Source organism: Microlunatus phosphovorus NM-1, assembly GCF_000270245.1.
Taxonomy (GTDB): domain Bacteria; phylum Actinomycetota; class Actinomycetes; order Propionibacteriales; family Propionibacteriaceae; genus Microlunatus; species Microlunatus phosphovorus.
Genome location: NC_015635.1, coordinates 2,790,167 through 2,802,309, shown reverse-complemented (window position 1 = coordinate 2,802,309; position 12,143 = coordinate 2,790,167). Strand labels below are relative to the sequence as shown.

10 protein-coding genes are annotated in these 12,143 nt (G+C 66.9%); 6 read left to right on the top strand and 4 right to left on the bottom strand.

What is annotated here, in order from left to right; translation table 11 throughout:
• The first annotated feature begins 8 nt into the window (after window positions 1–8).
• A complete protein-coding gene (locus MLP_RS12615) occupies window positions 9–869 on the top strand; it encodes an alpha/beta hydrolase (RefSeq protein ID WP_013863484.1) in 861 nt (286 codons plus the stop codon).
• Window positions 870–1,071: 202 nt separating this feature from the next.
• On the opposite strand, the gene MLP_RS12610 is transcribed toward MLP_RS12615, so the two are convergent.
• The gene (locus MLP_RS12610; RefSeq protein WP_013863483.1) at window positions 1,072–1,257 is read right to left on the bottom strand and encodes a hypothetical protein; all 186 of its coding nucleotides are present in this window, start codon (window positions 1,255–1,257) and stop codon (window positions 1,072–1,074) included.
• A 303-nt stretch (window positions 1,258–1,560) separates the two neighbouring features.
• Between MLP_RS12610 and MLP_RS12605 the strand changes: the two genes are divergently transcribed.
• Complete coding sequence (locus MLP_RS12605) at window positions 1,561–2,868, top strand: MFS transporter (RefSeq protein ID WP_041790016.1); 1,308 nt, start codon at window positions 1,561–1,563, stop codon at window positions 2,866–2,868.
• 68 nt (window positions 2,869–2,936) lie between these two features.
• On the opposite strand, the gene MLP_RS12600 is transcribed toward MLP_RS12605, so the two are convergent.
• Window positions 2,937–3,833, bottom strand: coding sequence for an AsnC family transcriptional regulator (locus MLP_RS12600; RefSeq protein WP_013863481.1), 897 nt, complete (start codon window positions 3,831–3,833; stop codon window positions 2,937–2,939).
• Between the two features lie 217 nt (window positions 3,834–4,050).
• Here MLP_RS12600 and MLP_RS12595 point away from each other — a divergent pair, with 217 nt between their 5' ends.
• Window positions 4,051–5,250 carry a cytochrome P450 gene (locus MLP_RS12595; protein WP_013863480.1) on the top strand — a complete coding sequence of 400 codons (1,200 nt, stop codon included), beginning with the start codon at window positions 4,051–4,053 and terminating at the stop codon, window positions 5,248–5,250.
• A gap of 126 nt (window positions 5,251–5,376) precedes the next feature.
• Here MLP_RS12595 and MLP_RS12590 read toward each other — a convergent pair whose 3' ends face one another.
• Together MLP_RS12590 and MLP_RS12585 are read right to left on the bottom strand one after the other, a co-directional pair.
• Complete coding sequence (locus MLP_RS12590; protein ID WP_013863479.1) at window positions 5,377–7,233, bottom strand: glycoside hydrolase family 3 protein; 1,857 nt, start codon at window positions 7,231–7,233, stop codon at window positions 5,377–5,379.
• 67 nt (window positions 7,234–7,300) lie between these two features.
• Window positions 7,301–8,797: a carboxylesterase/lipase family protein gene (locus tag MLP_RS12585; protein ID WP_049804537.1), complete on the bottom strand. Its 1,497-nt coding sequence runs from the start codon at window positions 8,795–8,797 to the stop codon at window positions 7,301–7,303.
• 157 nt (window positions 8,798–8,954) lie between these two features.
• Here MLP_RS12585 and MLP_RS12580 point away from each other — a divergent pair, with 157 nt between their 5' ends.
• The 3 genes from MLP_RS12580 to MLP_RS12570 all read left to right on the top strand — a co-directional run bounded on the left by MLP_RS12580 (window position 8,955) and on the right by MLP_RS12570 (window position 12,125).
• Window positions 8,955–9,791, top strand: coding sequence for an aldo/keto reductase (locus tag MLP_RS12580; protein WP_013863477.1), 837 nt, complete (start codon window positions 8,955–8,957; stop codon window positions 9,789–9,791).
• A 232-nt stretch (window positions 9,792–10,023) separates the two neighbouring features.
• Entirely contained in the window at window positions 10,024–10,410 is a 387-nt protein-coding gene (locus tag MLP_RS12575; RefSeq protein WP_013863476.1) for an ArsR/SmtB family transcription factor, read from the top strand.
• 14 nt (window positions 10,411–10,424) lie between these two features.
• Window positions 10,425–12,125 (top strand): SulP family inorganic anion transporter, encoded by a 1,701-nt coding sequence (locus MLP_RS12570; protein WP_041792199.1) that lies wholly within the window; start codon window positions 10,425–10,427, stop codon window positions 12,123–12,125.
• Window positions 12,126–12,143 lie beyond the last annotated feature (18 nt).

The following is a 12,143-nucleotide window of genomic DNA, read 5'->3' as shown; positions in this document are numbered from 1 at the left end:
GAGCGCTCGTGTCCGAGATCGCGTCCGAGATCGCAGAGTGGGAAAAGTCGGAGATCGAAGCGGCGAATGCCGGCGGACGTCCAGTCGTCGTCTTCGTCCACGGTCTGTGGTTGCTGTCGAGCAGTTGGGCACCCTGGCGCTCGCTGTTCGAGCAGGCTGGGTACGCCACCATCGCGCCCGGCTGGCCGGACGACCCGCCAACAGTAGAGGCGGCTCGCGAGGACCCGGACGTCTTTGCCCACAAGATGGTGCAGCAGGTGACCGATCACTACCTGGCCGCGATCTCGGAGTTGGTCACCAAGCCCGCCGTCATCGGCCACTCGTTCGGCGGCCTGATCGCGCAGAAGATCGCCGGCGAAGGTGCCTCGGCTGCGACGGTGACGATCGACAACGCGCCCTTCCGTGGCGTTCTGCCGCTTCCGGCGTCGTCGCTGAAGTCTGCGGCGCCGGTGCTGGGCAACCCGACGAACTTAGGCAAGGCGATCGCGCTGACGTTCGCGCAGTTCGCCTATGGCTGGGCCAACAACCTCGAGGAGGACGAGGCACGCCGACTGTACGACGAGCATCATGTTCCGGCCTCCGGCGTACCGCTGTTCCAGGCCGCGGTCGCGAACTTCAACCCGTTCCACAACGAGGTCACGGTCGATGTCAAGAACCCGAACCGAGGTCCGCTGCTGGTCATCGCCGGCGCAGAGGACAACACCGTCCCGCTGGCCATCACCCGCGCCACGTACAAGCAACAGTCCAAGAACCCGGGCATCACCGAGATCGTCGAGGTTCCCGGCCGCGGGCACTCGCTGACGATCGACCACGGCTGGCAAGAGGTCGCCGAAACGGCGCTCGCCTTCGTCCAGCGGTTCGTGTCCTGACCCGCCCGCCCAGCTCGAGAGCGAGGAAGAGATGCCGTACTTCACCACGTCCGAGGAAATCGAGCTCTACTACAGACCGACGACCTCCGGTCGCTGGAGGTGCCGATCCTGATCGCTCACGGCGACGACGACCAGATCGTGCCGACATTCTGGCCTTCATCGCGCAGTAGTCAGATAGCGACCGGGGATCGGCACCGATCCGCTATGACTGCTGGCTGCGCGCCTCGGTAAGTCGTCTGATCGCGCTTGGCCCGACACCGTGGAGATGCCGTAGCTCGGTGAGGTCCTTGGGCAGGTCGCCGATCGTGCGGTAGCCGGCGTCGATCAGCGCGCCGGTTGCCGGGCGTCCGATCCGGACTCCATCGAAGTCAGGGCCACGATCGATCACCTACCCAGCGTATCGAGCCAGTCGAACGGGTCGACGCCGACGAGAACCTTGAGCAACCTGCCACGCGCTTAGGCTGTGAGATTCCTTAAGTCGCGTCGTCAGCGGCCGAGCGCTCGCAAGAGAGTCGTGCAGCACCCGAGGTTGGCCTGATCCGCTGCAGAATCGTGTCAGAAAGGCACAAGTCGTCAGCCAGGCGAGGGCCGACCGGCGCGTCGCTGCGGCTTGCTCCCTCTCATCCTGCTCTAAGGTTCAGCCCAACGACTCTCGTGGACAGTCGTGCCTTCCTTGAGTAGAGGAGCTTTCATGTCTGCCGCAGCACCCGCCGCACCAACTTCCCACCGCCGGGCTCTGAGGGGCGGATTCGCCGCCCTCGTGGGCACCTCGATCGAGTGGTACGACTTCTACGTCTACGCCACCGCCGCGGCGATCGTGTTCCCGCACGTGTTCTTCCCCGCGGATCTGGATCCGAAGCTCGCCACGCTGGCCTCGTTCGGCACGTACGCAGTGGCGTTCTTCATGCGCCCGCTCGGCGGGATCATCTTCGGACATATCGGCGACAAGCTCGGACGTAAGCCCGCCCTGACCATCACCCTTCTGATGATGGGCGTCGCCACCACCCTCGTCGGCATTCTCCCCGGGTACGCGACTATCGGCATGTGGGGTCCCGTCCTGTTGATCCTGTGTCGCATCGTGCAGGGCCTGGCCGTCGGCGGCGAATGGGGTGGCGCGAGCCTGATGGCGGTCGAGAGCGCACCGCCCAAGTGGAAGACCTTCTACGGCGGCTTCACCCAGCTCGGCAACCCGCTCGGCGCACTGCTGGCTTCCGGCATGTTCTGGATCCTCGCCTCGATGGGCGAGGACGTGCTGCTGTCCTGGGGCTGGCGGATTCCCTTCCTCTTCAGCATCGTGCTGATCGGCGTCGGCTTCTGGATCCGCTACCGGGTCGAAGAGACTCCGGTGTTCGAGGAGAACGTCGAAGGACACGAGCAGTCCGCGCCGCTGCTGTTCGCGCTGAAGAACAACCTGGGTCCGATCCTGCTCGGCTTCTGCATCATCGCGATGTCCTCAGGCGGGTACGTGATCGCCACGACATTCGTCCAGAACTACGCCGACACCCCGGAGATCGGCCTCGATCCCGCCATCATCCTCGGCGCCATGACGATCGCCTCCCTGGTCGAGGCCATCGTCACCCTGCCGATCGCGTACCTCGGCGACAAGATCGGCGTGAAACTGGTGATGTACATCGGCACGATCTCGTCGTTCGTCGTCATCATTCCGCTCGTGCTCTCGATCCAGGCGAAGAACGTCGCCCTGATCTGGTTGTTCGTCATCCTGATCCGGGTGACCCTGAGTGGTGCCTGGGCACCGCTGTCGACTCTGATGGCGCAGATGTTCCGCCCACAGTCGCGCTACACCTCGATGTCGCTCTCGTACGGCGTCGGCGCCGCAGTGTGGGGTGGCCTCTCGCCGGCGATCGCTTCGACCCTGCTGATCGTGACCGGCGGCAACTTCTGGTCGGTCGTCGGGTTCTTCGGTGTCTTGACCCTCTCCGCCTGGATCGGCGTGCGGTTCGCTCCGCAGTACACGGACGTGACCCCGGCGACCAGTTAGCGCAGTCTGGGAACTCAGCACGACGCGCCATCGTCTCGTGATCAGGCGCCGGCAAAGCCTGCATCAGGTCACGGGACGATGAGTTCCCGCTCGTAGCGTTCGCGCACGATGCGGGTATGCAGCCAGGTCGCCGAGGTCGCGATGGCCCGGTCCTCGCGCAGCCGGTGCATCAGCCGGTGGAAGCGATTCACCGCGCTGAAGCTGATGGTTGCCTTGAGGTCGTAGCGGCCGAGCGTCTGCGCGAGGAACTCCACACCCACACCCGAGCTCAGGATCTCGTTCGTCGCGCGTACGTCGTCCAGGACCTTGATGCCGAACCCGAACAGCAGATCGACCGGTGAGCCGGTGTGCTGATCGATCGCGCCGATCTTCATCACGCCCGACTCGATGAGCTTCAGGACGCGGAGTCGGCAGGCACTCGGCGAGAGCTGTACCCGGGCCGCGAGCTCGCTGAGCGGAGCCCGTCCATCCTTCTGCAGCACATCGAGCAGTTGCAGATCGATGCGATCCAGCGCGAGCTTCTCGGTGTCGGGAGTCATGTCCCCGAAGAAGCTGCAGAGGATCCGGTCGAAGACGAGCACCTGGACATCCACCACGCCGGGGATCGCCCGAATGGAGATCACCTGATCTCTCAGTTCCCTGCTGTCACGCAACCAGGTCTCCGCCGAGATCTGGAAGGCTCCGGTGGTCTCGGAGATGAAGCTCAACGAGTCGAACTGCTCCAGTTGTTCGATCACCGGACGTGCGGGACCGGTGACCCACACCGACAGATGCGCCGAGATGGACAGCCCGACGACCAGTGGATGGACCCCGGCGACGATACGAAGCCGCCCGCTGTCGGTGAGCATCCGTACTCGGTCTGTGACCACCTCGCGACTCGCACCGACCTTGGCGGCGATCTGCGTGAACGTGGTCCTGCCGTTCTGTCGCAGCATCGCGATGATGCGCTCGTTCAGGTCATCCATGTGACTCCACCGGGTCGGGCCGCGGGTCGTTGTGCCAACCGAGCGACCCTCAAATGTGCAGGAATGCCGCCAAGAGTAACGAGAATCTGTGTCGGAACCGGGTCGATTGACCTCATCTTAATAGTTTGGAAGTCACTTCTGTTGCATCGGGTCTGATGGCTGCCGACGACCCCCGTCGTGGGAGAGCCGTCGATCCGAACGTCATAGACTCACCCGTGTGAGCGGGACTGCGCCTTTCCTCGATCTCGCCGACCCGACCTTCGACGTCAACTCCGATGTCGTGCACGACGCCCGCGGGCGGGACTGGTTCGCCGAGACTCCCTACGGGTGGGCCGTGCTGCGCTACGACCAGGGCACCGCGCTGCTGAAGGACCGACGTTTCCAGCAGGGCACCGCCCGCTGGCCCGAGCAAAACGGGATCCACGACGGGCCGTGGCAACAGTGGTGGGGCGAGACCTTGCTGAGCCTGGAGGGCACCGATCACCTGAGACTGCGGAAACTGCTCGGGCCGGCCTTCCGCAGCAGGACGATCGAGGCGATGCGGCCGCAGTTCCAAGCGCTCGCGAACACGCTGATCGACGGCTTCGCCGCTCGCGGACGAGTCGAGTTCGTCTCCGAGTTCGCCGAGCCGTACGCAGCACGCATCCTGTGTCTGCTGCTGGGCCTGCCAGACGCCGAGTGGTCGCAGGTCGCTCACTGGGCCGACGATCTCGGGAAGTCGTTCGGCATCAACGTACGGCACGATCTGCCACGCATCGAGGCCGCGCTCGAGGGGCTCACCGGTTACATCGACCAGGTCATCGCGGACCGTGCCGAGCATCCCCGCGAGGATTTGGTGACGACCCTCATCCGAGCCCATGCGGACGACGACGCGCTCACGCGGCGCGAGCTCAGTGTCGCCCTGGTCTTCCTGGCCTTCGCCGGGATGGAGACGACCCGCAATCAGCTCGGTCTCGCGCTGCAGAGCCTGCTTGCCCAGCCGGACCAGTGGGCGCTCCTCGCCGCCCGTCCCGAGCTCGGATCACGGGCGGTCGAGGAGATCATGCGGGTGAACCCGACGGTCACCTGGGTCACCCGCGAGGCGGTGGAGGACGTCGACCTGAACGGCCTGCACATTCCCAGGGGCGGGATCGTCCAGGTGCTCTCGCACGCTGTCGGCACGGATCCGGCGATGGCCGGCAATGCTCCCGATATCGACCTGCTGGCCGAGAACCGCCCTGTGCACTCCGGCTTCGGCGGCGGGATGCACCACTGCCTCGGCCACTTCGTCGCCCGTACCGACATGTCGGTCGCTTTGCCGTTGCTGGCCCGCCGGATGCCGGACGCCGAACCGGACGGACCGGGGGAGTGGCTGCCGGTCTCGGGCAACACCGGACCGATCCGTTTCCCGATCCGCTTCCGTCGCGAGCGGCCGTGAGGCGGAGCGAGGGCTCCGTCTGGACCGACGAGGGAGCAAGACATGTTCTTCGTCTTGCGAGCGAGAAGGGAAGACGGAGTCCTGGGAGCGCAGCCGCACAGTGAGTGACGACCAACACAGCCCAACTCAGCCATAGCGCAGCCCGGCACCGTGCTCGAACACCGGATCCTCGGTGTCGTTGGGCACGTCGGACTGGGATGCGCGGACGGCAGCGGCGGATCGGGGCACTTCGAAGGGCAGGCTGCCCTGCGGCGGGACCGCCCCGGTCAGCACGTCGGCCAGCGCTGCGTCGCTGGCACCGACGCTGGTGAGGATCGCCGTGGCGAACTCGGTGAACGGGGTCAGGATGGCCGGCCGCTCCAGGTTGGCGTCGATGATCAACGGGGTCACCGCTGCGATCTCGCGCAGCAAGGCGAGCCGCCCGGGCCGGTAGTCCAGCGTGCCCTGGTGGAAGAACTCCTCCAGGAACAGATCGTCGCGCGGGGAGAACGGGGCCGGCAGTCGGACCACCGCGACATCGGCCTCAGCCGGGTCGGCGACGACCTCACCGAGCCGGGCCGCCTCCTCGTCCGCGACGCCCTCGACGTACACCTTCAGCCCCGACCGCAGTGGCAGTGCCGGCGCATCGCCGATCGGCTCGTTGCGCAGCAGCACCAGACATTCCGCCTGCGCCCGGTGACCGGCAGCGCGGAAGTCCTCGCGGCCGACGATCTCCCCAGCCGCGTCCTCGTCGACGAAGGGGTCGTCGAACAGCCCGAGCTGGAGTTTCACCAGCAGCAGCCGACGTACCGACTCATCGAGCCGCTGCTCGCTGACCAGGCCTTGCTGCACGGCCTGGGTCAGCAGCCCGGTGAGCGCCTCGCCACCGAACTGGTCGGCGCCGGCGTTGACCGCCTTGGCCACCCGCTCCAGCGGCGACAGGTGCTCGACGCCCCAGGCCCGGGCGGGCAGGGGCTTGCCCATGGCCACCAGCCGGGTCACCAGACCCCAGTCGGTGCAGATGACCCCGGTATAGCCCAGCTGCTCGCGCAGCAGACCGGTGAGGATCTGCCGGTTGAAGCCGAACCCGACTTCCTCGATCGGCTCGCCGTCCAGCTCCAGCCCGATCGGCATGCCGTAGTAGGGCATCAGGGCCGAGGTGCCGACCTCGATGGCGCGCCGGAACGGCACCAGATGCTCCTCGAACCGTCCGCCGGGGTAGACCTGCTCGCGCCCGTACGGGAAGTGCGGGTCCTCGCCATCGAGCTGCGGACCACCGTCGGGGAAGTGCTTGGTCATCGTGGCGACCGAGGTCGGACCGAGTTCGCGGTCCAGCTGGAAGCCCTCGATGTAGGCGGCCGCCACCTCGGCGACGAAGCTGCTGTCGTTGCCGAAGGTGTGGAACTGGCGTCCCCAGCGGGGCTCGGTGCCGAGATCGATCTGCGGGTGCAGGCTGGAGCGGATACCGACGGCCACATACTCCTGGCGGGCGATGTCGGCGAACTCTCGTACGCGCTCGGGATCCCGCAGCGCGGCGAGGCCGAGCGGCTCCGGCCAGGCCGACATGGCGCCGGCGGCGAACGCGGCACCGCGGTTCTCGGAGAAGGAATGGCGGGGGTCGCTGCTGACGGTCACCGGGATCGAGTGCGGCGTGGTGGCCGCCAGCTGTTGCAGCGCGTTCGACCACTGTGCTGACTCCCGCGGCGACGGCATGGCGTGCACATTGACGTGGTTGATCAGCTTGTCGATCACGACCTCGCGAGTGGAGGAGCGAGCCATTGCGCCGTCGCCCTCCATCAGCGTGCCGCCGGGTCCCACCTCGATGATGTCGTGGAAGAACAGCCCGACCTTCTCCTCGACCGAGAGCCGACCGACGAGGTCATCGGCGCGTTCGGCGGGGGAGCGCCGAGGATCCTCGAACGGCGCCATCTGCTGATCATGGTCGAGATCTCGGAAGACCGTCCCGTCTGGCGCGGTCAAGGTCTGCAGCTGCGGCTTGGGCACGTCATCGTCCTTAACTGTCAGTGATGCTGGACTGGTGGTGGGGTTCCGGCCGGGGCCGATGGCCCGATCACGGGAGCAGTCTCATGATGTCGTATTCCAGCTGGTAGGCCGGGCCGAGGCTCGGCACGCGGTCGGCGATGGCCGCGAGCCGTTCGGGCCGCCAAGCCGGCCAGGGCGCCTGATGATCATGGACGAAGCTCACCCAGGATCGATGCATCAGATCGGCAAGCTCCTGGGGCGGATCCACTCCGCAGGTCTGCCCGACCCGAGGTGCATCGAGCAGATCCCAGACATACGGCAGCTCCGCGCAGTGACTGGCCAGCCCGGTCTCGGGATGGCGGAGGCGGAAGTCGTAGAGCCAGGTCGGTGCTGACCCGCGCAGTTCCGCCCACCTGACCAGCGGGACGCGAAAGACGAGCTCGGTCAGCGTCTGCCCGACGAGAGCCGCGGGACCGCCTGGCAACTCACCGCAGCCGGCTGCCACGGTCTCCACCAGCGAACCGTACGGCGACGTCCGCAGCAGTGGTTTGAGGTCGTGATCGGCCAACAGCGGTGCGTACTGCTGGCCGAGGGCAGTGAACTCGTGGCTGGTGGCCCCGGCGATCAGCGGAATGTCAGAACTGGTGCCCGCCGCCAGTGCCGCGGTGATGTGGTGCGGAATCAGGTCGCCGTCCAGGTATGGCTGGTAGGCGAGCGTGCCCTCTATGCCGCCTTGGGCAATGCCCTGGAGAGCATCGGCCAGGTTGCGCGGTGGGGGTCGGTGCCCGATCCTGGCCTGCAGATCGAGGATCTGGTCCTCGCTGAGGGCTGCGAGCCCAGCCTTGGTCCACGGCACACCCGCGAGCTCGGCCAGTGCTCGACCATGGGCGGCCGCGGTCTCGGTGGACTGGACCTCCAGCGGCCCGGACTGGCTGATCGCCGCACCGAACAAGCCTCGAGCCTGCTCGGTGACGAGCAGGGCCCAGACCGAGCCGCCGCCGGCGGACTGACCCGCGATGCAGACGTTGTCGGGGTCACCGCCGAACTCGGTGATGTTGCGCCGCACCCAGCGCAGCGCCTCGATCTGGTCGAGCAGACCGCGATTGTGCGGTGCATCGGGGATCCAGCCGAAACCGTCGAATCCCAGTCGGTAGGAGAGGGTGACCGTGACAACGCCGTCCCGGTTGAAGGCGCGGCCGTCATACCAAGGACTGGCTGGTGATCCGGCCTCGAAGCCGCCGCCGTGAATCCAGACCAGCACCGGCAGCCGAGCCGACGGCTGCCCCGGTGCCGGGGTGAACACGTTGACGTTCAAGGTGGAGTCGCCGGGAATGGAGGGTTCGGGGATGGCGGTCACCAGACCGAAGTCACGCCGTTGCGGTGTCGGGCCGTACGAGGTGGCGTCCCGCACGCCCTGCCAGGGCCCAGCCGGGACCGGCGCGCCGAATCGATGTGCACCGATCGGGGGTTCGGCGAACGGCAGGCCCAGGAATGCGGCCGAGCGCGGATGTGGATGACCGTGGGTGTCCCGCCAGACCCCCCGTGCCTCCCCCTGGGCGCAACGGACGGACGGTTCATCACTCACCTGGCTGATCGTGCCAGGTGCTTCTGCGACCTCATCACGCGCCCCTTGGCAGCACATCGAATCATCCGCCGGGCGAGCTCTCCGACGGTGGACGCCGCCGCGATCCGCTCCCGGGGTGGGCGAAGATGATCTTGTCACTGCTCCGAGGAGGTCTTCCATGTCGCAGGTGCCGATGGTGTTTGGTGCCGAGATCACGCTGCCGGCGATCGGCTTCGGCACTGGCGGGATCCAGGGCTATGCCGGCGTCGAGGCTTTGATCCAGGCGTTCGAGCTGGGCTACCGACTGATCGACTCGGCGGTGAACTACGAGAACGAGGGCACGGTCGGGCGGGCCGTACGTCGGTCCTCGGTGCCGCGTGAGGAGATCATTGTCACCTCGAAGCTGCCGGGCCGACATCATGCCTACGATGAGGCGCTGGCCACGATCGAGGAGAGTCTGTTCCGGACCGGACTGGACTATCTGGATCTCTACCTGATCCACTGGCCGCTGCCGCGCCTGGATCGCTACGTCGAAGCCTGGCAGGCGCTGATCACCGCGCGCGATCGCGGCCTCGTCCGGGCCATCGGGGTCAGCAACTTCCTGTCTTCCCACATCGACCGGCTGATCGAGGAGACGGGTGTGTCACCCGCGGTCAACCAGGTCGAACTGCATCCATTCTTTCCCCAGGCCGAGCAGCGTGCCTACAACGCCGACCGGGGCATCGTGACGCAGGCGTGGTGCCCGATCGGCCGAGCCGGGGATCTGTTGTCTCACCCCTTGCTCGGTGCGATCGGCGAGCGGTACGGAGTGTCGCGCGCTCAGGTGATCCTGCGCTGGCACCTGCAGCTCGGCGTCGTGCCGATCCCGAAGTCGTCCTCGCCGGAGCGGCAATATGAGAACCTCGACCTGTTCGGCTTCGATCTGACCGACGACGAGATGACCGAGATCACCGCTCTCGGTCGTCCCGACGGTCGCCTCTTCGGCCTGGATCCCGCCACCCACGAAGAGTTTTGACGACCGCGTCATCACTCACTGCGCTCCAGCGGCCGCTCGCGACGGTACGTCGAAGACGTGCTTCGCTCTCGGCCTCCAGTTGGGCACGGTAGGAATGCACCGGTGGTCAGATCGTCTTGATGTGTGGCAGCTATCGTCGGCTTCGGGTGCGGTCGATTTCTGATGGAGTCGCGGTCGCTCACCCGCGCTCGCGACGATATGATGATTCCATCAAATCATCAAGCAGTGGGGAGTGCTGGCCGTGCCGGGCGATTGGGTAGGGGAGCGGCCCCTGTACGAGGTGAAGGCCAATCTCTTCAAGGGGCTGGCCCATCCGCTGCGGATCAGAGTGCTCGAGGTGTTGGCAGCAGACGCTGACGAGGTGGCCGTGACGACGCTGTTGGCGGAGACCGGTTTGGAGCCCTCGCACCTGTCCCAGCACCTGGGTGTGCTGCGACGCAACCATCTCGTCGTCGCCGAGCGGCGGGGAAGCCAGGTGTACTACCGGCTCGCCTACCCGCAGGTCGCCGACCTGCTCGTCACTGCGCGGGAGTTGCTCGGTCAGATCTTGGTGACCAATACCGCCCAACTGGCGCTGGCCGAAGCGCTTCCGACCACCGCAGCCGGAGCTCGCCGGTGAACGTGGTGAACGCGATGAGACCAGCGAACGCGGTGGCGAGCGTTCGGTCCTATCTGATGCCGCTGTTGCCCGGACGGCGCGACTATCGCCGCCTGCCGCACACCTGGCGTGGTGATCTGCTCGCCGGCGTCACCGTCGGAATCGTTGCACTGCCGCTCGCGCTGGCCTTCGGGATCAGCAGCGGTGCCGGCGCCGAGGCCGGCCTGGTCACGGCCGTTGTGGCCGGCATCGTGGCCGCGGTCTTCGGCGGTTCCCACATTCAGGTCTCGGGTCCGACCGGAGCGATGGTGGTCGTCCTCGGACCGATCGTCGCCACTCACGGAGCCGGTGCGATCGCCTTGGTGTCGATCATGGCCGGGATACTCGTCCTGCTCCTCGGAGTGCTCAAACTCGGTCGCACGGTCAGCTACATTCCCTGGCCGGTGATCGAGGGCTTCACCCTTGGCATCGCTGTGATCATCTTTCTGCAGCAGGTGCCTGCCGCGGTCGGTGTGCCGTCTCCACATGGCGAGAACGCCGTGGTGGCGGCGATCAAGTCGATCGGACAGGCTTCGACGCCGGAGGTGTTCTGGACCATCGGCGCGGTGTTGCTGATTGCCCTGATCATGGTCGGTGCACCGCGACTGCATCCGAAGCTGCCCGGCTCGATGATCGCCATCGTCATCGTCACGGTGGCCGCCACGCTGGTGCATGCCCCGATCGCGCGAATCGGCACGCTTCCGGACTCCTTGCCGGCACCGTCGATGCCACCGGTGGATCCAGTGCTGGTCATGAACCTGTCGGGTGCGGCCCTGACGGTGGCCGCCCTCGCGGCGATCGAGTCGCTGCTGTCGGCGCGGGTCGCCGCCTCGATCTCCGACACCGGCCCGTACGACGCCGACCGTGAGCTGGTCGGCCAGGGACTGGCCTCGGTCGCTGCCGGGCTCTTCGGTGGCATGCCGGCCACTGGTGCGATCGCTCGGACCGCGGTCAACCTGAAGTCCGGCGGCCGCAGCAGGCTGGCGGCCGTCACGCACGGCTTGGTGTTGCTGGCCGTGGTCTATGTCGGCACGGGGGTGGTCTCGCAGATCCCGTTGTCCGCGCTCGCGGGCGTGCTGATGGTGACTGCCACCCGGATGGTGCCCGGCGAAGCGGTCCGCAGCGTGCTGTCCTCCAGCCGATCCGGGGCTGCGACCTTCGTGCTCACCGCCGTGATCACGGTCTCGTTCGACCTGATCGTGGCGGTCGGCATCGGCATCGGCGTCGCTGCCCTCTTCGCGCTCCGGACGCTGGCTCGATCCAGCGGCGTTCACCGCGAGGAGATCGCCGGACCCGCCGACCCCGCGGACGCACGGATCGCCGTCTTCCGACTGGACGGGGCGCTGTTCTTCGGGGTGGCCGAACGGCTGCTCGACCGCGTGCTCGCCATCGATCACGTCGAGGTGGTGATCCTGCGACTGTCCCAGATCCAGATCATGGACGCCACCGGAGCTCGGGTGATCGGCGACGTGGTACGGACGTTGGAACGGCGGGGCATCACGGTGCTGCTGAAGGGTGTCCGTCCGCAGCACCTGACGTTGGTGAGCCGCACGGGGGCACTTGAGGCGCTGGCGCACGAGAAGCATCTGTACGACGACCTTCCGGCCGCTGTCGAGCACGCCCGCGTGCATGTCCATCGTGCCGCTCGACACGGGCCGCCCAGTAGCCGGCCTCAGGTCGGCAATGGGCTAGTTTGATCGTGTCCTCCGTCCGGC

Coding starts and splice junctions, on each gene's coding strand:
- MLP_RS12570 (WP_041792199.1), top strand. CDS start 10,425: ATGAGACCAGCGAACGCGGTGGCGAGCGTTCGGTCCTATCTGATGCCG.
- MLP_RS12580 (WP_013863477.1), top strand. CDS start 8,955: ATGTCGCAGGTGCCGATGGTGTTTGGTGCCGAGATCACGCTGCCGGCG.
- MLP_RS12600 (WP_013863481.1), bottom strand. CDS start 3,833: ATGGATGACCTGAACGAGCGCATCATCGCGATGCTGCGACAGAACGGC.
- MLP_RS12605 (WP_041790016.1), top strand. CDS start 1,561: ATGTCTGCCGCAGCACCCGCCGCACCAACTTCCCACCGCCGGGCTCTG.